Source organism: Dyadobacter sp. CY345, assembly GCF_021502725.1.
Lineage (GTDB): Bacteria > Bacteroidota > Bacteroidia > Cytophagales > Spirosomataceae > Dyadobacter.
Genome location: NZ_JAKFFS010000005.1, coordinates 402,924 through 424,034, shown reverse-complemented (window position 1 = coordinate 424,034; position 21,111 = coordinate 402,924). Strand labels below are relative to the sequence as shown.

General features: G+C 42.6%; 13 protein-coding genes and 1 pseudogene. 10 read left to right on the top strand and 4 right to left on the bottom strand.

Going from position 1 to position 21,111, the window contains the following annotated elements; all coding sequences use genetic code 11:
* Positions 1 to 26 precede the first annotated feature (26 nt).
* The 7 genes from L0657_RS22385 (at position 27) to L0657_RS22355 (ending at position 14,972) form a co-directional block, all read left to right on the top strand.
* Positions 27 to 3,137, top strand: coding sequence for a TonB-dependent receptor (locus tag L0657_RS22385; RefSeq protein WP_235152998.1), 3,111 nt, complete (start codon positions 27 to 29; stop codon positions 3,135 to 3,137).
* Positions 3,138 to 3,169: 32 nt separating this feature from the next.
* Positions 3,170 to 4,639: a RagB/SusD family nutrient uptake outer membrane protein gene (locus tag L0657_RS22380; protein WP_235152997.1), complete on the top strand. Its 1,470-nt coding sequence runs from the start codon at positions 3,170 to 3,172 to the stop codon at positions 4,637 to 4,639.
* 110 nt (positions 4,640 to 4,749) lie between these two features.
* Positions 4,750 to 7,533 (top strand): alpha-L-rhamnosidase, encoded by a 2,784-nt coding sequence (locus L0657_RS22375; protein ID WP_235152996.1) that lies wholly within the window; start codon positions 4,750 to 4,752, stop codon positions 7,531 to 7,533.
* A gap of 812 nt (positions 7,534 to 8,345) precedes the next feature.
* Positions 8,346 to 11,114: a T9SS type A sorting domain-containing protein gene (locus tag L0657_RS22370; RefSeq protein ID WP_235152995.1), complete on the top strand. Its 2,769-nt coding sequence runs from the start codon at positions 8,346 to 8,348 to the stop codon at positions 11,112 to 11,114.
* A 358-nt stretch (positions 11,115 to 11,472) separates the two neighbouring features.
* Positions 11,473 to 12,744, top strand: a complete 1,272-nt coding sequence (locus tag L0657_RS22365) for a polysaccharide pyruvyl transferase family protein (RefSeq protein WP_235152994.1) — start codon at positions 11,473 to 11,475, stop codon at positions 12,742 to 12,744.
* Positions 12,745 to 13,658: 914 nt separating this feature from the next.
* Positions 13,659 to 14,180 carry a DUF4142 domain-containing protein gene (locus L0657_RS22360; protein ID WP_235152993.1) on the top strand — a complete coding sequence of 174 codons (522 nt, stop codon included), beginning with the start codon at positions 13,659 to 13,661 and terminating at the stop codon, positions 14,178 to 14,180.
* A gap of 36 nt (positions 14,181 to 14,216) precedes the next feature.
* Complete coding sequence (locus L0657_RS22355; RefSeq protein ID WP_235152992.1) at positions 14,217 to 14,972, top strand: OBAP family protein; 756 nt, start codon at positions 14,217 to 14,219, stop codon at positions 14,970 to 14,972.
* 98 nt (positions 14,973 to 15,070) lie between these two features.
* Here the strand turns inward: L0657_RS22355 and L0657_RS22350 are convergent, their stop codons facing one another.
* Both L0657_RS22350 and L0657_RS22345 read right to left on the bottom strand, forming a co-directional pair.
* Positions 15,071 to 15,457, bottom strand: coding sequence for a hypothetical protein (locus L0657_RS22350; protein WP_235152991.1), 387 nt, complete (start codon positions 15,455 to 15,457; stop codon positions 15,071 to 15,073).
* A 145-nt stretch (positions 15,458 to 15,602) separates the two neighbouring features.
* Complete coding sequence (locus L0657_RS22345) at positions 15,603 to 15,959, bottom strand: SPW repeat protein (protein ID WP_235152990.1); 357 nt, start codon at positions 15,957 to 15,959, stop codon at positions 15,603 to 15,605.
* A gap of 451 nt (positions 15,960 to 16,410) precedes the next feature.
* Here L0657_RS22345 and L0657_RS22340 point away from each other — a divergent pair, with 451 nt between their 5' ends.
* The 3 genes and pseudogenes from L0657_RS22340 (at position 16,411) to L0657_RS22335 (ending at position 18,722) form a co-directional block, all read left to right on the top strand.
* Positions 16,411 to 16,638, top strand: a complete 228-nt coding sequence (locus L0657_RS22340) for a hypothetical protein (RefSeq protein WP_235152989.1) — start codon at positions 16,411 to 16,413, stop codon at positions 16,636 to 16,638.
* Positions 16,639 to 17,002: 364 nt separating this feature from the next.
* A pseudogene (locus L0657_RS28185) lies at positions 17,003 to 17,215 on the top strand (cytochrome c oxidase subunit I); the annotation flags it as partial.
* A 70-nt stretch (positions 17,216 to 17,285) separates the two neighbouring features.
* The gene (locus L0657_RS22335; RefSeq protein WP_409015096.1) at positions 17,286 to 18,722 is read left to right on the top strand and encodes a cbb3-type cytochrome c oxidase subunit I; all 1,437 of its coding nucleotides are present in this window, start codon (positions 17,286 to 17,288) and stop codon (positions 18,720 to 18,722) included.
* A 95-nt stretch (positions 18,723 to 18,817) separates the two neighbouring features.
* Here the strand turns inward: L0657_RS22335 and L0657_RS22330 are convergent, their stop codons facing one another.
* Complete coding sequence (locus tag L0657_RS22330) at positions 18,818 to 19,363, bottom strand: ferritin-like domain-containing protein (protein WP_235152988.1); 546 nt, start codon at positions 19,361 to 19,363, stop codon at positions 18,818 to 18,820.
* A 101-nt stretch (positions 19,364 to 19,464) separates the two neighbouring features.
* The gene (locus L0657_RS22325; RefSeq protein WP_235152987.1) at positions 19,465 to 21,015 is read right to left on the bottom strand and encodes an FAD-dependent oxidoreductase; all 1,551 of its coding nucleotides are present in this window, start codon (positions 21,013 to 21,015) and stop codon (positions 19,465 to 19,467) included.
* Between the last annotated feature and the right edge of the window lie 96 nt (positions 21,016 to 21,111).

Genomic DNA, 21,111 nt, shown 5'->3' with positions numbered 1-21,111 from the left:
TTTTTCTAATCAATAACAGTTGTACTATGAAACAAATCGACAAATCAAACGTGGCGCTATCCTGTTGCCAAAGGAGGCTGATGCTATTTTGCAGGCTGCTGCTTGCCGGGTTTCTGGTCTTGGGGGCGGACAGACACCTGGCTGCACAGACACCAGTCCGTGTCACTGGAAGGGTGTTGGCATCGGATAATGACGCTGGATTGCCAGGCGTAAATGTGTCTGTTAAGGGAACAACAAGCGGTTCAATTACTGATGCCAACGGTAATTACGAGTTGAGCGTGCCCGATCAAAATGTGACGCTGATATTTTCATTCATTGGTTATGTAAGCCAGGAATTGCCTCTGGACAATAGAACTAATCTGACTGTGACCCTGATTCCGGATGTCAAGGCACTTAACGAAGTCGTGGTAATTGCTTATGGAACCCAGAAAAAAGCTGATGTTACAGGTGCAGTAACCAGTATTAGTGCCAGCGAAATCAAAGATATTCCCGTAACGCAGTTTGCACAGAAACTTCAGGGTAAAACGCCAGGTGTTCAGATTTCACAGACAACCGGCGTTCCTGGGGGAGGTATGTCAATCCGGATTCGTGGTGCTGCTTCGATCAGCGGAAGTAGTCAGCCACTTTATGTAGTGGATGGCTTTCCGATTGTGGGCGATATCAGCAACATTAACCCTGATGAGATTGAAACATTCTCAATCCTGAAAGATGCATCAGCAACTGCGTTGTATGGGTCAAGAGCTTCCAATGGGGTAGTATTGATTACAACAAAAAGAGCTGCAAACGGGCGGTCCACCATCAGCTTTAACGCAAGTTACGGTGTACAGCAGGTGCCTCAGCGTGGCCGGCCGGATATGATGAACGCCCAGGAATTTGCTCAGTACGAGAATGAAGTTTTTCAGGAAAAAATTCGGCTTGGCCAGGCAACAAGCATTCCGATTGAGTACCAAAATCCGGCTCAATATGCCGGAAAGGGGACTGATTGGTATGATCTGCTTTTAAGAGATGCGGCCATACAGAATTACAGTCTGGCGCTGGCCAGCAGTAAAGATAAACTCAGCACGGCAGCTACGGTAGGATACATCAGCCAAAACGGCGTTCTGCTGAATTCCAGCTACAAACGCTATTCGGTTCGTCTAAATTCGGATTATAAGGTCAATAACAAAGTTACCGTTGGTGTAAATCTTGCGCCAAGCTATGTCACCAACGAAGCCCCAAATACAGATGGCAATATTTTCGGCGGAGGTATTATCCAGAGTGCCATTGCCACGTCACCGCTGGCACCTTCGATAAACCCTGACGGGACCATTCCCCTTACGGCCACGTCACCCGGTTTATTTCCTAATCCTAACTGGTACAATGTGGTCCAACAGGTTAAAAACAGTAACCGCACAGGCCGGATTTTAGCCAATGCTTATGGAACACTGGAAATCTTAAAAGATCTGAATTTCAAATCATCGATTAATATTGATTATACCAATCAGCAGTTTAATAATTTTACGCCTTCAACATCGGGCAGCCTGTTTTCTGCGCCACCAATTCAGACAAGTGCTTCCCAGTTGAATAACGTTTTTTATTCCTGGCTGACCGAAAACACCCTGACCTACAAACGCGCTTTTGGCAATCATAACTTTGATGTGCTGGCCGGATATACTGCCCAGAAATTTCGTCAGGATTTTAGCAACATCAGTGCCACTGGCTTCGCCAATGATAAGGTACAAACCCTTAATGCCGGTACGCAGTTCTCCCCAAGTTTTGATCTGCAGGAATGGTCTCTGGTGTCATTCGTGTCAAGATTGAACTATAATTACAAAGGGAAATATCTGCTTTCTGCTTCATTTCGTCGTGATGGTTCGTCACGATTCGCACCAAATACCAAGTACGGTAATTTTCCTGCGATATCTGTTGGCTGGAATGTGTCGGATGAATCCTTTATGACAAAAATTCCTGCTATTTCAACTTTGAAGCTTCGGGCTGGTTACGGCCTCAATGGTAATTTCAACATTGGTAATTATGGCTATCTCGCGCGTACCGGTGCTACTAACTACCCCTTCAACGGTGCGTTGTTCAATGGTACAACCATATCTAACATCGGTAATGATAATCTGAGCTGGGAAAAGTCTAATCAGCTGGACGTTGGCCTTGACATAGGCCTTTTGAAAGGCAGAATTTTTCTGACCTACGATTATTTCCATAAAACCACGTCTGACATGCTGCTCAACGTGGGTGTACCGCGCCAGTCAGGATTTGCTACCATAACTGATAATGTAGGAAAATTCGAATTTCAGGGACATGAATTTGCTGTCAGCACGCAGAACCTGGTAGGAAAGCTTAAATGGTCTACAGATTTCAATATCACCTTTATCAAGAACAACGTGCTGAATCTGGGGCCTTATGATCCTGCTCTTCCAAGGGGCGATGCCAATGGTCCAAACATTATCCAGATTGGCAGTCCTATCGGGTCGTTCTTTGGTTACAAATTCCTTGGGGTATACAAAACGCAGGCTGACCTTGACGCTTCGCCTAAATACCTGGGAGGTGACGGGCCATCCACAGTGGGTACTGTGAAATACGCTGATATAAACGGGGACGGGGTTATTACAGTTGCCGACAAAACCATTATTGGAAATCCGAATCCTAAATTTATGTTCGGTATGACCAACAATCTGTCCTATGGTAACTTTGATTTTAGTACGGTTATTGCCGGGCAATACGGCAATGATATTCAAAACCGGACTCTGGAATATATTCAGAACCTGGATGGCGTCTTCAATGTGACCAAAGATGTGGCCAAAAGGTGGAAATCAGAACAGGACCCGGGAGACGGGGTTCATCCAAGAGCCGTTGTAAGTACACCGCTGGCGCGCAATACCAATTCACGCTGGGTAAGTAACGGCAGCTACCTGACAATCAAAAACATTACCCTGGGTTATACCATTCCCCTTACCAAAAATAACTATTTCAAAAGCATCAGGGCTTATGGAAGCGTGCAGCAGGCATTTGTATTTACCAGCTACAATGGGGCAAATCCCGAAGTAAATGACAGCGGCACAAACGGACTGACTCAGGGTATTGACTATACTTCCTATCCGGTACCACGCACGATCAGTTTTGGTATCAACGTGAATTTGAAATAAGATTATTTTATCGACTTTAATCTACTATAATTATGAAAATAAAATTGCTTATGGCCGGGCTGGTTCTTTTAGGGGCTAGTTCTTGTCAAAATGATTTTCTTGAGCTGACTCCGAAGACCAGTGTCACAGAAGCTGATTTTTTTCAATCTGAGGATGATTTTACAAAAGCTGTTACCGGCATTTACCGACCTTTGCAGGGCCTTTACAATGATGCCTATGTGATGGGCGAGATGCGCTCAGACAATACCTATTACCTTTTCAACAATAGCAACCGGGGTGGACAAATCACGGACAAAGAAAATATTAATACGTTTACGGATGTGGCGACAAATAGCTATATCTTCAATAAGTATATCAATAACTATTCCGGAATTGCCAAAGCAAATGCCGTTTTGGTGCGGATCGATGCAGCTAATATCGGTTCTGATATCAAAAATAATCTGAAAGGTCAGGCAGAATTTCTTCGGGCGTTCTACTATCTGGATCTGGTGCAGTATTTTGGCGGAGTGCCGCTGCAACTGAAAGAAGTGAGAACGGTTGCCGAAGCCAATTTGCCACGTTCGTCGGCTGCTGATGTATACAAACAAATTCTGGCCGATGCTACCGATGCAGCTTCCCTCCTGCCCAAAACCCAGTCTGTAAAAGGCCAGGCGACGCAGGGCTCAGCAAAAATGCTGCTGGCTTATGTTTATATGATTCAAAAACAGTATGCCGAAGCTGAGAAAGTTCTTAAAGACGTGACGGCGCTGGGTTACAGTCTTTTGCCTGATTATGCATCGATATTCGATCCGGCCAATAAAAATAATGCTGAATCAATCTTTGAAGTGCAGTATCTGCAAGGGACCCAGGGCGTTCAAAGTAACTTCGCTTATCAGTTTGCCCCAGGTGTTACCGACACCAAAAACATCACCGGACAGACAGGCAACAGCCAGAACCTGGGAGACTGGAATATTCCTACCAGTGACCTGCTTGCCGCTTACGAATCTGGTGATGCGCGTAAAGCTGCTTCCATAGCCGACAGTTATATTAATCCTGCTGGTGAGGTAGTGGCGCAGCCATTCGTGAAAAAATACCTTCATCCACACGCCCAGTTTAATAACACGAACGACAACTGGCCGGTCTACCGCTATGCCGATGCTTTGCTGTTACTTGCTGAAAGCCTCAATGAGCAGAATAAATCGGCTGAGGCCATTGTGCTTCTCAACCAGGTGCGTACCCGCGCAAAACTTGCTGCTACCACGGCAAACTCGCAGGCTGACCTGCGGATAGCCATTGCAAAAGAGCGCCGGATCGAGCTCGCCTTTGAAAATCACCGTTGGCTGGACCTTGTGCGCACAGGTCAGGCAATCCCGGTCATGACGGCTTATGGAGCCAAACAGCAGGCTATTCGTCCTTATCTGACTGGTAATGTATATAATGTAACGCAGGATCGGTTAATATTTCCTATTCCACAAAATGAGTTGTTGATCAATTTATCATTGGAACAAAATCCTAGTTACTAATTAAAATTGACGCGTGATTACAAATAGAGACTGTTATGAAGGATTTGTTTTCAGATCAACATTGCCTGTATTTGTTATGCTTTTATCTTGCCAAAATATTGAAAACTATAATGAGACTACAGCTTATTTTATTCTTGTTAAGCATATGGGCCACCTCCGTATCTGCACAGCTATTAGTGCATCACCTGCGTTGCGAAGATGCTGAAAATCCTTTGGGCATCGAAACAGCCAGACCACAGCTGAGCTGGCAGCTTTTATCAAAGGAGCGCGGACAGCGGCAAACAGCATTCCGGATACTCGTTGCGGATTCACCCCAGCAACTGGATGCCGGAAAAGGAAACCTGTGGGATTCAGAAAAGCAATTGACGGATGAATCCATTCAAATAGCTTTCTCAGGAGCCAACCTAAAACCAGGCAGAAAATATTACTGGAAAGTAATGGTCTGGGGTAAAGCGGGGAAACCTTCACAGTGGAGCCAGCCTGCCTTTTGGCGAATGGGTTTGCCAGATAAAATAGACTGGGGCAGCGCGCAGTGGATCGGGATGGAAAAAATAGCTGAAACAGACCGCATCGTGCCAGGTATAGATTCATTTGATAAACTGATCGGCAAGCCGGCTCCTGCCAGCAACGTTTTACCGCAGTTTCGCAAACAGGTTTTGGTTCGAAAAAAAATAAAAGCTGCCACTGCCTATATCTCAGGACTTGGCCAGTTTGAATTTTTTCTAAACGGCAAAAAAGTGGGCGATCATGTGCTGGACCCGGGTTGGACAGAGTATTCGAAAGTTGCCCAGTATGTAACCTTCGATCTTACCAATCAGATTAAGAATGGTGAGAATGCCTTTGGTGTAATGTTGGGTAACGGTTTTTACAATATTCCTAATGAACGGTATAAAAAACTAGTGGTCAGTTATGGTTATCCAATGTTCATTGCAAATATTCAACTCGAATATGCGGACGGAAGTTTTGAAAACGTCGTCAGTGATCTGACATGGAAAGCGACCCAAAGCCCTGTAACTTTCAGCAGTGTTTTCGGCGGAGAAGATTATAATGCAACACTGGAAAAATCCGGCTGGATGAGCTTTGGATTCAATGATCAGACCTGGCAAGCGCCGGTAGCGGTGCAGGGGCCCCCTCGTTTGTCATCACAGTTGCAGGATCCAATCAAAATTCATGAGATTTTTACATCCCAAAAACCGGTTAGTCCTAAAAAAGGCATATGGGTTTATGATCTGGGACAAAATATGTCAGGTTTTCCGCAACTGACGGTAAAGGGTGAGAGGGGAGCCAGCGTCAAAATTACTCCTGCCGAACTGCTCACCAACGATAAATTAGCAAACCAGCAGGCTGTCGGATTTCCTGTTTTTTTTAATTACATACTTCGTGGAACCGGCCTAAATGGCCATCAGTCCGAGACCTGGCATCCCCAGTTTACCTATTACGGATTTCGTTATGTTCAGATCGAGGGAGCAGTTCCAGCAGGAGAGCCTAATCCGGAAGGATTGCCTGTGGTTGAAGATATAAAAGGATTGCATACGCGCGCTTCCGCACCTCAGGCAGGTTCATTTTCCAGTTCAAGTGTGCTGTTTAATCAAATCGACACACTCATCGACTGGAGTATCCGAAGCAATATGGCAAGTATACTTACTGATTGCCCTCACCGCGAAAAGCTCGGTTGGCTCGAGGTGGCGCATCTCATGGGAAGTTCAATGCACTATAAATACGATGTGTCCAGATACTTTGCGAAAATCGTTCAGGATATGCAACAGTCGCAGACCGAGGAGGGATTAATTCCAAGTGTCGCTCCCGAATATCCCCGTTTCCCCGGAGCCTTCCGCGATTCTCCCGAATGGGGTAGTGCCAGCGTAATCTTGCCCTGGTATTTATACAAATGGTATGGGAATAAAAAGCTGCTGAAGGAGAGTTATCCAATGATGAGAAAATATATTTCTTACCTGGAGAGTAAAAGTAATGACGGAATTCTGATGCATGGCCTGGGGGACTGGTATGACCTTGGTCCAAAAGATCCGGGTAGTCCGCAGCTTACGCCAGCAGGTGTTACCGCAACGGCGGTTTATTATTATGATTTATCGATCATGGCTCAAACGGCTAAATTACTGGATAAGCCGGGCGAAGCTGAAAATTATGAGCGGCTTGCGCAGAATGTCAAAAAGGCTTTCAATAAGAAGTTTTATAACGAAAAATTAAAGAATTACGCCACAAACAGCCAGACCTCCAATGCTATGGCTCTATACATGGGCCTTGTTGAACCGGAAAACCGGGAGGCAGTGACCCAAAGTCTGATAACGGGCATAAAGGAACGCAATAACAATCTCAGTGCCGGGGATGTAGGTTTTCGTTACCTGTTACTTGCATTACAACAGGCAGGTGCCAGCGAAGTTATCTATGATATGAACAGCAGAACTGACGTTCCGGGTTATGGTTATCAGTTAAAAAAAGGAGCGACTGCATTAACTGAGTCATGGCAGGCGAATACCAATGCCTCAAACAACCACATGATGCTGGGGCATTTGATGGAGTGGTTTTACAGCGGATTGTCTGGCATTCAGGATGCGCCTTCCACTGTTGCGAGCAAGGAAATCATCATTCATCCTGAGCTGGTTGGAGATATTACTTCTGTGAATACCCATTACGATTCTCCGTATGGAAGAATTAGCGTTCAATGTGATATAAAGGATAATATAACAGAAATGAATGTCGAGATCCCTGTCAATAGTTCGGCGGTAATATACATTCCCTCACCGGATCCTTCAAAAATCACAGAGGGCGGCAAACCAGTTTCAGGTCAGCAGGGCATTATGTTTGTAGAGAATAAGGACGGAAAGTCTGTTTTCAAGATCGGTTCGGGCAGTTACAGATTTAAAGCAAGAAAATAGGAAGACAGCCTTTTCAGGCATTCGGCAGACGGAGCTTCCGGGTGATTTCATACCAAAAATGAAAACACCTGGAAGCGTTTGCGTAAAAATAGATTTAACATTTACGGAAGATGGCCAGGTTAAACTTAATTGGAATGAAGAACGAAGAAAAGGCCAGCTTTTTGCATAATTCCAATGGATACAAAACGTAAATGTGGTAATAAGATCAGCCATACCCGTTTAAAAACAGATTGGTCCGGAAGGGTCTGAAAATAAAATCGGCTGGAATGGATATCAGCCATGCTCCATTTTGATTTTCAATAAAGAAGCCTGTTCATTTATACCATATAACGTTGCTTTCCCCCACTTCAAAATCGTGTTACTTCACAAGTTTGAATTGCTTTTGCCAAAAGCCTTATTATTTGTCATTTGGAATCGTACAAATGATTTTTATGTATCCAATTAATTCAAAAAAAAATAAAAATAATTTTAAATCGAGGGGTTCTTTTTCTGGTTCAATGCGTCTTCCTGATATACAACAGCAAAGTATAATTTAGTAATCTCAGAAATTTTGCAAACTATACCATAACGCGCAGGAAAGAATGCTTCGCTTTTAAAAAACGTATTAACATTTTTTTGATTAAAGTTTACGATGTGCATCAGGATATTATCAAATGTTCACAGATGAATGGCTATGTATAAAATTCCGTGTCGTATATATATTACCGTTAATTTAATGATTGCCTTGACTTGTTTAAAGCAGGTGATAAAAAGCAGATCTTTATTGAAATAGTTACCTAAAAATTATAATTTAAATTTTAACATAAATTTTTATGAGATGCACATCTACGCTGGTTGCGCTGTTGCTGGTTGCAATTGTTTTTAAAGTCAACGCTGGAAATGTTATCAGTCCGCAGCTAAACAAGACTGTTTTTGTGGCCTATGAAAAGGTTGAATTATCATTCAATATTGATCAGGTTTATAGCAATCCCTATGATACCGATATCGTGCAGGTTGATGCTGAGGTGACAATGCCCGGCGGCAGTATCCTGACGGTGCCGTGTTTTTATTACGTACCGGCAACGGTGGTGGGGGATGCGTCATCAACGTTCTGGAATGCAACGGAAGATTCAGGTCAGAAACAATGGAAACTTCGTTACAGTCCGGTTGCGCCAGGAAATTATAGCATCCGTATCAAGGTAAATGATGGAGCGGTTAGCACATCGAACCCAGTCACTTTCAATGTGAATTCGGGTATCGGCAAAGGCTTCATACGCGTGGATTCACAAAATAAACAATTTTTAAGATTTGATAATCAGAGCCCTTACTATCCCGTAGGTCTTAATCTTTGCTGGAACAGTGGCACGCTTTCCGGTTTTTATGCCGACTGGATTACCAACAAACTTGTTCCTAACAAAGTGAACTGGACGCGTTACTGGCTTACAGATTTTGCCCGCCAGGCGCTGGAATGGAAACAATCGCATTGGTCAAACTGGTATTCTGGGCTGGGAACGTACAGTCAAAAAGCGGCGGGCGTGCTTGATGAAGTGATAGCGATGCACGAAGAGCATGGGATTTATATGCAGCTTGTTTTGCAGCATCATGGGCAAGTTTCCTCTACCGTCAATGCGGAGTGGGCGGACAATCCCTACAACACTGCTAACGGTGGTTTTCTGACAAATGCCGGTGAGTTTTTTACCAATGCGCAGGCAAAAGAACAAACCAAAAAGCTTTATCGGTATATTGTGGCTCGCTGGGGTTATTCTCAGGCCATTTTGAGCTGGGAGCTGTTCAACGAAGTGGAATTTTCTGACGGGACGGATGCAGGAATCGATGCCTGGCATGATGAAATGAGTCACTTCATCAAAGGTATTGACGTAAATAAACATCTGATTTCAACCAGTTCGGGAGGGGACGATTCTACAACACCTCTGTTTGATGACAATACAGCTATGGATGTATTGCAATGGCATACGTACAGCAACAACATTGAAAATGCTATTTATTCAGGGATAGAGGCTCATAAGTATTTAAGTAAATCAAGTATGAACGGGGAATTTGGAACCGGAACCGCATATCCTGAGGACGGTTCGCATCCTGATAACTGGGGAGATCATGTACGTAAAGCCATGTGGACCGGTATGATGAATGCGTCACCTGCTATGTTCTGGTTTTGGAAAGAATATATTGATGTTAAAAATCTGTCCTCTGTTTTTAAGCCACTGGGTTCTTTTCTTGAGGGTATTGATCTGGTTAAAGACGGAAACGGAACGCCTCAGAAACTGACGTTTGCAAGTGCACCCGTTATCTCAGGAGCGGCAACTGTAACGCCCGGCAATATGTGGCAGTGGGGTGCATATAATGTTCCAAATCCGTTTACCAGTATCATTGGAAATGATGGCTCGGCAAGTAACACGGCGGGTTTGACAAATTACATTCATGGTTCCTGGCAGGGCGATCGTAACCGTTCGTTAAATTTTAACGTAACCTTTTCGGAAACAGGGGATGCTTCTCTTTTTATAGATGGTGTATCCGGTTCGGGAGATAAAAGTATTCAGGTATATCTTGACGATGCTTTGATGCAAACCTGGGTACCGGCTGTGCAGACTTTCACACTTGGTAATATTCCTGCGGGTAACCATACTATCCGTTTCTATAATAGCGGGCAGGATTGGATCCAGTTTAGTAAAATCACTTTCTCGGGTGTGCTGAAATCCAAATCACTGGAAGGTTACGGATATAGCGGGACGGACAAGGCTTATGGCTATATCATTAATCTCGCCTATGGAGAATGGGCATCACCTGACGGGATTACGCCCGTTAGTTCTGCTTCCATTGAAGTTCCGGGATTGGAGCCTGGTTCCTATAATGTAACTTTTACAAATCCGGTAACCGGAAGCACAGAAGCAGTGAACGGCATTCGCTATAATCCTTTGAATGCAGGGAACAGGCAAGCGACTGGCCTGCGCGTTAATGGCAGCCAGGCTGTGGATCCCTTGATACTAAATCTTCCCGCATTCATTAAAGACGTTGCGTACAAAGTAGAATTTTTAAGTCCCCTGCCCGTAAAACTAATTTCTTTTAGCGCCCAGGTACAGGAGACGGATATTGTACTGCAATGGTCAACAACAGAAGAAATGAATAATAATGGTTTTCAGATCGAAAGAAGCCCTGACGCGAAACTATTCAAAACGATTGGATTTGTGAAAGGAAATGGAAGCCAACAGCAATTGTCCCATTATTCATTCGCCGATGCGGATGTAATTCCGGGTAAAACATATTATTACAGACTCAGACAGCAGGATTTTGATGGAAAATCTGAATTTTCCGTAATTATTTCAGCCAAAGTACCTGAGCAGTATGGCCGTGTGTATCCAAATCCGAACAAAGGGAATTTCATTGTAAGTTTTCCCGGCGATGCGATTCAAAGTGTTGAACTTGCTGATGTTACGGGTCGGCGAATGCCAGTGAATACCACCACGACAGGGGCGGGTATTATGAAAGTTCAAACCAAATCGACGCCTAAAACCGGAATTTATTTCCTGAAAATCAGGACCGTAGGTGATGATGATATAAAGAGCAGAAAAGTCATTATTGAGTGACAGAATAGTATCGAAAGCAAGAATCAGGGTTTTTTCGCCATTCAAAATGAGTCAGCAGAAAAATCCTGGTTTATTTAACAAAGTAAACCTCAACTTTAAAATGGCTAATGTTACTTTTTTATTGAAAGATCAAAATTGTTGTTATTGACACTCCATTTCTAAAACAATTGTTTTTCGACTTTTATACCCCTTATTGGCAACAAATGAACATACCTCAAAAGGCGATTGATGCCAACCGTGACATTAAATTACAGCAAAATCCGGGATATTTCGGTGCTTGATCTGTTTACACGATGGTAATTGGAACTGATGCTTTGAACTGCAATTCTATTTAAATTCTTACAATACAAGCCACATTATGAAAAGAAACGTGTTTATCAGGCAAACCGCCTTGTTGTCAGTAGGTTCATTATTAGCGTCATTTATAACAAAATCGTCTACAAAAGCCAATCCAACCATTTTGTTGGTTTCAGGTTGGCAGGATGTAAACATTGGAGATATCGGTCACACACCCGGACTGTTGCATGTGCTGGAGACTTATATACCCGATGCAAAAATTATTCTTTGGAAAAGAAGCAATGGAGAAGAGGTGAAGAAATTACTCAATAAAAATTTTCCAAAAGTTAAAATCATTTACGGGAGCGTAAATAAAGACAAAGACGTGGATAATTCCGAAGTCATTGAAGCCTTTAAAATAGCCGATGTGATGATTCATGGGTCGGGGCCATTGCTGGTTGGTGCTGATAACCTGGCGAGCTGGATGAAACATACTTCCAAGCCCTTTGGTATCTATGGCACCACACTTGAAAACCCAAGCCAATATCACCAAAGTATTCTGCAGAAGGCAGCGTTTATCTATACCCGTGAAACGAAGTCGATCGAACACTTGAAAAAGGCTGGAATCACAGGTGAACACGTTCAATTTGCTCCGGATGCCACATTCTTTATCAACATCCGTGATGATAAAAAAGCCTCCTCATTTTTAAAAGAAAATGATTTGAAAGATAAAAAATTCATTTGCGCTATCCCTCGTCTACGCTACACGCCCTATCATAAGTTTAATGCCAACAACAACGGGTGGAATGCCGACCGGATAAAAATGGTGGAAGAAACCAATGAGAAATATAAAGAGGTTGACCATGCCAAACTGCGGGAAGCGATGATAGCCTGGGTACGGGAAACTGGAAACAAAGTTCTCGTATGTCCCGAAATGACATATCAGGTTGAAATTATGGATGAATTACTTATCAATCCTTTGCCGGACGACGTAAAACCATTTATTGTTAAACGAGGGTACTGGCTTCCAGATGAAGCAGCCTCTATTTATGCCAAAGCACATACAGTGTTAAGTTTTGAGTGTCATTCGCCGATAATAGCCGCTGCCAATGGCACACCATGTTTTTACCTGCGCCAACCCGAAGATACCATCAAAGGGCAGATGTACTACGATTTAGGATTCGATGACTGGACCTTTGAGGTCAATGATACCACTGGCAAACAAATTAGTGACCGCCTGCGCGAAGTGTGGAAAGACTATGACAAATCCAAAGCAGAATTAAAAATCCGTATGGACAAAGTCGCAGGTATTTATAAAACCGGAACTGAGCGGGTTAAAAAGTTGCTAATCTAAGAATTGCGGTTTGAAAAATTCATCCCTCTTAGTCTGGAAAATTTCGGCCGATATCTCGTTGATTTAATTCCTATCTAAATTTAGAACCACCAACGTCTTCATTCCGAGCGTTGGTGGTATTATTTGGCTCCATTTTAGCTTTATTCCTTTGCTAACATTGCCTGTGGGTTTGTACAGAAACTCCTGAGTGGCGTTTTATATTTATTTGGAGCACTGCAAACGGTCGAATCATTTTTTGGAATAATGTTAGTCATGAGCTTTGGTATAGGTTCTTGGGCCATGTTCGTTACCACATGAGCTGAACAATTTGGTACTACGCCACTAAGGTCGGGGGGTACTTTATTAAAAGAAAATATTCTCCTTTTTTCTTCAAACAAAAATATGCTTTTCGCATTTTAGATAGCAATGCTTTGCCAAAACAAACGGCAAGTAAAAGCAATTTTTCAAATGGATTGGCTGGCCGAAGCTACAAAACCTAAGAATCAAAAGCCTTATCAGTTCGCTGAAAGTTTACCTTATTTCAAGTTTTGGGTCGCAATGAATCTTTTGATTTAGCCTCTCCCTGAGATGCTTTGAAAAATAGTTTTTATCTGATTAAGATCACGCAAATACTACGTTTATTGGCTTGTAAAATCTATAATATCTGAACTCACCGGAATTATGTACTGCGGTCTACCTGCCCGATGAAGTATTGCAATTGCCAGATGTTTCTGAAATGAGAGGGACGAATAGTCAATTAATCTGAAAAATCAGGATGTCAAAAATCTGGCATGGTTTTTAATAAGCCACACCGTATTCTTCGTACCCTGGTGCTGCGGAATGATGGGAAGCTTTTAAGTCAGGATAAGTAAACTTTCCACAAAAACGCTGATTTTTTGATTGCAATAATATATTTTCAACTTAATTATAATCCGATGAGAACGATTTTTCTATTAGCAATAGGCACAATATTGGCTGCTTTGTCGCCTCTTTCAGCCCGGTTGGTCAGCGATTCTGTTGATGAGGCCTTTGTAATTGCCGCCGCAGATGGCGGAATGCTTGAAGTAAAGCTTGGAGAGTTGGCGTCAAAACGTGCAACAATGCCGAAACACAAAGATTTCGGTAAAATGATGATTAAGGATCATTCGAAAGTCAACAGCGAGCTAAAAGCATTAGCTAAGAAAAAGCAAATTATTATTCCTGCAAAATTGAGTCAGGCCAAGCAACAGATGTACGATAGTTTGTCCGCCATGAGCGGTGAAAGTTTTGATATGCTTTATATGAATATGATGATCGCGTCACACGAGGAAACGATCGGACTTTTTCAAAAAGAATCAACCAGCGGACAGGACCCGGATATTAAAAAGTGGGCAGACTCGAAAATCCCCGCGCTTAAACATCATCTGGAAATGGCAAAGGCGTTGTTTCCGGATAAGCTGAACGGTACAGGAAAATAACATTAGGAAGTTTTAGCTTATCAACCGCGCTGACAGATGAAAAAAAATATCTCTTTTTATTTATTGATCCCTATTGTAATTTTCTTTTCGTGTGGCGAGCGTAATACTTCCTCAAATGTAGAGGCTCCGGGAGATTCGAAAACGGGAAAAGATAAATTACTGACAACAGGTGCCGACCTTCTTCAATCTAAAAATCCATTGAAAAAATTCAGCACTTATCTGGATGGTTTTCATTTTTATAATGGCAACATAAATGCGCAGATGGAAGCACATCACTATGTCAGCCAGCTTAATGAGGATTTGTACCAGGCTATCATTTTTGATGGGAATAAGGACGATGCGAAAATTATGGGGATTGAATATATAATTACGTCTAAGCTTTTTGCAACGCTCAGCCAGGAAGAGAAACTGCTTTGGCATAGTCACAGCTTTGAGGTGAGCTCTGGTTCCCTGATCGCTCCTGGGATCCCGGAAATTGCAGAACATGAACTAATGGAGAAACTAATTTCTACTTACGGAAAAACAATTCACACCTGGCATACAGATCAACAGCGAACTTTGCCAATTGGAGCACCCATGATCATGATGGGATTTACAAAAGATGGTCAACTTCATAGTGAATTGCTGAATGACAGGGATAAAAGATTTAATATTTCAACCCAAAAGAAGAAAGAAAACCGCATAGATATCCCCGTGCCTAAGCCAGCTTCTGATGCTGATGCCTGGCAAAAAGGGCAGATCAGGCAATTTGTAATTTCTCATAAAGCTGATTCTGCGATCCACAAGCACTGATAATAACCATACGACGAGAACTTCGTTGGTGATATCTTTTGACACTCGTTGTTCAAAACCTACATATATACTAAATCGTAACTTCTATGTTGTCGATTTTATACAACTTTTTGCTCATCTAAGTTTTCTGGCAATGCTGCTTTCGAGTCGGGTGAAGTCGCCAGAGCTGCCAGAGCCTCGAACAGTCCGAAGATCAGAAAAGGCAAATAAACCTTATCAGAGAAACCAAAAAGCCAGGGAGAGCATGCAACGGTAATTCCGGTAATGATGTCTACTATCAGGTGTATCTTCATGGGTACCGCGGCCATGATTCCGCCTTCATAATTCGTGAAAAGCGACATGGTCAGTATCATAAACCCAACAGCTATGACAATCCAGGTGGCAGCAATTACGTCGTTAAAACCTGCTATCCATGGTAAGGCAACAAATGATACGGCGGAAATGTAATCGATGAAGGCGTGTATTCTTGTGCTTAGAAATCTCATAAATAAATCATTAAATGAAGATAAAAACAGAATTGAGATGGTCGGATTAGTAAAAGTCGTGCCTGTCTTTTTATGGGGATTTCTACGCCCTGGAATTGACAGGCACTAACTGCAACGGCTATACTTCTTTTTTCAAGTACTTAGCTTACATTGCTAGTTTTGGCTGGCGGTATGTGGCGGCAGCTGCAACTGTTTCAAAAAGTCCCATGATAAGATGTGGCAGATAAACCTGATCGGAAAAACCCAGAATCCAGGGCGAAGCGGCCAATAGCAGTCCTGTTACAATATCAATATTGAGGTGGACATTCATCGGAATTCTTTTTAAAAACCCGGCTTCGTAATTGGTCAAGACAGACATTAAAAGGATCATTACGCCTACTACCAAAACGACGCGTGAAGCAGTTTCAACATCATCAAAACCCAATATCCATGGAAGCGCAATCAGCAGGATGCCACTTAGATAGTCTAAAATTCCGTGAACCTTTGTGCTTAAAATTTTCATAATTGAAATGGTTAATTAAATGATGAAATAAATTTTTTTGGCTCCCGCCTATGAAAACTGTGCCAGCAACAGCAACGTCTGCTGGGGGCAATAATATCCGCCACCCAAAGCTGACCAGCGTTAGAGCAAATGAAACAGATGATCAGCCAGCCTTAATAATCAAAATCAAATTTTATAAAAGCTTCACGTCTGGAACGGTTTTTTACAACGCGGCGGGAAATAAAAAGAGTATTACGGAGAATTAATTAGCAGGTCAGTTTAAAATCAAAACATTTCAGAACGGTAGTGAAATGGGGCGATTGTGCAAAAGTTTTGCTTTATCCAAATTAAAAAGCTTAACAGCGCTTTTGTCTGTCATATCGATCACTTGGTTGAAACACAAGACACAGCATGACCAAATTGACTCCGTTAACTGATTAACATTTTTTATTAACTTATCAAAACAGAAAAGATGAAACGAATCCTGATTTTAAGCATTTGCGTGGCCATGATGAGTAGCTGCGGCAAAAAGGAAGATACCAAACAAAGTGAGGCGACTGAATCGATGATTGATTCTACTGTTATTGGAAAAGACACATCGCCGGTCGACACGCGCAAAGATTTACCAATGAGTGACGAAAAAAAGAAGTCGATTCCCGGTCAGGCGACTAAGCCGACAACGTCTGACGAGAACAACTAAGCATAAACTATTGATCTAAAAAACGAGTCGACGGCTTAAACCAGCCAAATGCTTATTAGGATATGTCTGGATTGAAGATTATGGTAATGCGTATATCTATGAACGTACTTAGATAAAAATGTTCATTATCGTAGTTTTTGATCCGGACAATTGCCTGTAAATTATCCGCTCTGAATTCTAACTACTGAAATAAACCTCTACATCACTATGTCAATTGCAGCTGAACAAGGAGTGGACCGCACACAGTGATGAGCATCATCATCCACAAAGCTTCTGGTCAAAATATATTTTTTCTCAGGATCATAAAACCATCGCGAAGCAGTATTTGATAACCGGGATATTCTGGGCCATCATCGGCCTTTTTATGTCTGTTGTTTTTAGAATGCAGCTTGGGATGCAGGATGCAAATTTTACGTTACTAAAACCCATACTGGGGAAATGGATTTCGGAAACGGGAAAGTTGGATCCCAATTTTTATTTGGAATTAGTTACCATGCATGGTACCGTTATGGTGTTTTTTGTTCTTACAGCCGGTTTGAGCGGAACGTTCAGTAATTTTTTAATTCCTCTACAGGGGTGCGCGCGATATGGCTTCGGGCTTTATGAATATGCTTTCATAATGGTTCTTTTTTATTTCCAGTGTGATTATGTTTTCTTCACTTTTTATTTCAACCGGTCCCGCCGGTGGAGGCTGGGTGGTGTATCCTCCGCTGAGTGCTTTACCACAAGCGCACCCGGGATCAGGCGTGGGGATGACTTTGTGGCTGGCAAGTATGGCTTTTTTTATTATCTCACAGCTTTTAGGTGGGATCAATTACATTACCACAGTCATAAATTTAAGAACAAGAGGGATGTCATTCAGCCGGCTTCCGCTGACGGTCTGGTCTTTTTTGATAACAGCAATACTAGGGCTTATTTCATTTCCGGTATTACTTTCAGCAGTTTTGCTGCTGATTTTTGACAGACATTTTGGTACCAGCTTTTACCTCTCAGACATTTATATTAACGGGGAAGCCTTGCCCAATGTTGGTGGAAGTTCGATACTTTTCCAGCATTTGTTTTGGTTTCTGGGGCATCCAGAGGTTTATATCGTAATTCTTCCCGGTTTGGGGATAACATCTGAGATTATAGCCACAAACGCCCGCAAGCCAATTTTTGGCTACCGTGCCATGATCGTTTCCATGCTCGGGATTGCGTTTCTGTCGTTTATTGTTTGGGCGCATCACATGTTTGTTTCGGGAATGAATCCATTTTTAGGATTGGTTTTCATGTTTCTGACTTTGATCATCGCGGTACCATCCGCTGTTAAGGCGTTTAATTATATTACCACGCTGTGGCGGGGAAATATTGTTTTTACGCCTGCAATGCTTTTTGCAATTGGTTTGGTGTCATTCTTTGTCTCTGGCGGACTTACCGGGATAATTCTGGGAAACAGCGCACTTGATATTCAGCTACATGATACCTATTTTGTGGTTGCACACTTTCACCTGGTGATGGGCGCTGCTTCTGCCTTTGGATTGCTGGCCGGCGTGTATCATTGGTTTCCAAAAATGTTTGTCAAAATGATGAATTATAAACTTGGCCAAATTCATTTCTGGATGACATTCATCGGCGTTTATCTGGTTTTTATTCCATTACACTACATTGGAATTGCCGGTTTCCCCAGGCGTTATTACGCATTTACCAGCAATGATTTTACAAACAAGTTTATGGATATGAACGAATTTATATTCTTCGCTGCGCTCCTCGCGTTTGTGGCTCAGTTCATATTTCTCTATAATTTTTTATATAGTATTTTCAATGGAAAGACAGCGCTAATTAATCCTTGGCAATCCAATACATTGGAGTGGACATCGCCGGTGGGGTACGGACATGGAAACTGGCCGGGTTACTTACCCGCCGTCTACCGCTGGCCATATGACTACAGCAAACCCGGAGCCAGACATGATTTCATACCCCAAAATATACCCCTGTCAAAAACGCCCGAATCGAATTTCACACACGAAAATGAGCAGATCAAAGACGAGGAAGCGATCGAACAACAGTATTTTAATGATCCATTTAGGAATGACATAAACAATTAGCCTGGTAGCTAAGTGCTGTGATTTTCGTGATCTGTGTAAAACTATAAAAGCCGACTATTTAAATCGGCTTTTATAGTATAAAAATGAATTTATGCTTACTCTACACTTGCCTGCTCATTAACGTAGGACTCAGCAAGTGTTGTCAATATTTGATCTGTTTCGCCTTCCTGATCAAGCGTTTGCTGCAACAGGGTAGCCACTTCTTCATAGCCAAGTGTTCGGGCAATGTTACGAAGTGTTCCGTACGAAGCGATTTCATAATGTTCCACCTTCTGTGCAGCCATGATCAATCCACAGTCACGAACCAAAGTACCTTTTTCCGTGCTTTCGATAATTTCGTTAGCCTCTTCGATGAGTCCCTCCATTGCAGCACATTTTTTTACCTGAGCTTTTTCTCCGATAATTTCAAATACCTGCTCAACTGTGGCAACATGCTCCTCAGTTTGTGTCTTATGCAGATCGAAAGCTGATTTCAGATCTTCTGAGGTTGCACTTTTTGCAAGCTTTGAAAGTGCCTTAGCCAAATTTTTCTCAGCCCAGTAAATGTCTTTCAAGCCATCTACGAACAATACTTTTAATTTTTCACCATCCTGACCTGTAAGTTGTTTCTTCTCGGACGTTTTGTTTTTAGTAGTTTTCATAGTTTTGTTTTTATGTTAAGTGTTGACTTATCGCCGCGTGTTCAGTTAAATACCATGCCAGCCAAAGCCCTGCAATGTGCGGCGTATGTGCCATTAAAAGATCAGTTTTCCTTCAAAATATTTAGTGCAATTTTTTTAAGATTCTCGCGTGCCGGACCGCTCTGAACTGTGCCGTCAGTGTCGAAACGCGCCCCATGACAAGGGCAATCCCAGCTTTTTTCTGTATTGTTCCATTTCACAATGCATTTTGTGTGGGTGCAGACCGGATCGAGTGCCTGCACATCTCCGTTTGAGTCTTTATAAATGGCCAGCTTATGCCCATCATATTCTACAATATCCCCAGAGTCAGCCGGTAACTTGGAAACTGAATCAATTTTTTCCAAACCAAAACGGTCACCTATGAACCGTGCTACGACATCTGCATTTTCTTTTATAGTTTCAGTAAAACCGGCAATGGGCTTGATACGGGCGGGATCGAAGAGTTCTTCATATTCGCTTTCACCTTGCAAGATCAAGTCACTCAAAATCATTGCCGAGAGAGTTCCGAGAATCATTCCGTTCCCATTGAAGCCGGTGGCAGTGTAAATTCCATCAGATGCTCCCGGAAGGCTACCGATGTATGGGAGGCCATCAGCCGGAACGTAATATTGTGCAGACCATCGGGTAAATATTTCTTTTACTGGATAGCATTTTTTTGTAAATTCAATCAAATCCAGAAATGACTGCTTAGGATCGCCATGGCCTGTTTTGTGATCGTGTCCGCCCGCTATCAGATAAGATTGTCCGTCGATGACATGCGTTCTGAAATAATGGTAGGGTTCCTGCATGTCGTATACCAAACCTTCCGGATAGTCGTCATTTGTTAAAGTTGCGGCGATGACATAACTGCGGTATGGAGCATTTCGAAAATGCAGCACATTCACTCCCCCCGGAGGTATATGGGTAGCATACACCACAGCTTTTGCCTTAATTTGCGTAGATGTTGAGGAAGCAGTATGCACATCATTCTGGGAAGTTATATCCTGAATAAGCGTATTTTCAATTAAAACTCCACCGAGTTTAGTGAATTCAGTTTGTAGCGCATGGATATACTTCAATGGATGAAACTGCGCCTGCCGATCAAATACAATAGCTTTCTGGAACGCAACATTGACAGGGACCTGATTGGTAACTGCAACTTCAACGCCCGCCTTGATGGAGCTATTTAAAATGTCATCCAGCTCTTCGGTTTCGTCTTTTGTCTGCGCATATACATATCCCTTTTTCCATTCAAAATCACAATCGATTTCATATGTTTCAACTAATGCATGGATCAGTTCGACAGATTCTTGAATGGAGATAGCGAATTGTTTGGCGGAATTTTCGCTAAACGCACTTTCAACTTCAGAAAAAGTGGTGTCTGCAAACGTATTGATGTGTGCAGTTGTACCACCGGTGGTGCCATAGCCAGGATTATGAGCCTCGGCAATAACACAATGTAAGCCAGCCTTTTGAAGCAGCAAAGCAGTTGTCACGCCCGTAATGCCCGCTCCAACGATAAGCGCATCGTAAGTTTTGGTTGAATCAAATGCTGAATCGGGACTAAACATTGAAACGTTTTTTTGCCAGATACTTTGGTTTCTTCCGTCCCGGGTGTTTTGATTTTTTTCCATACAGTTCAAAGTTTTAGCTTAGTTGATGAAGTAAATTCTTTCAATGGTGAAGAATTAAAGTTAACCTGAACGGTGCTCCGTTCAGGTTTGCAGGGA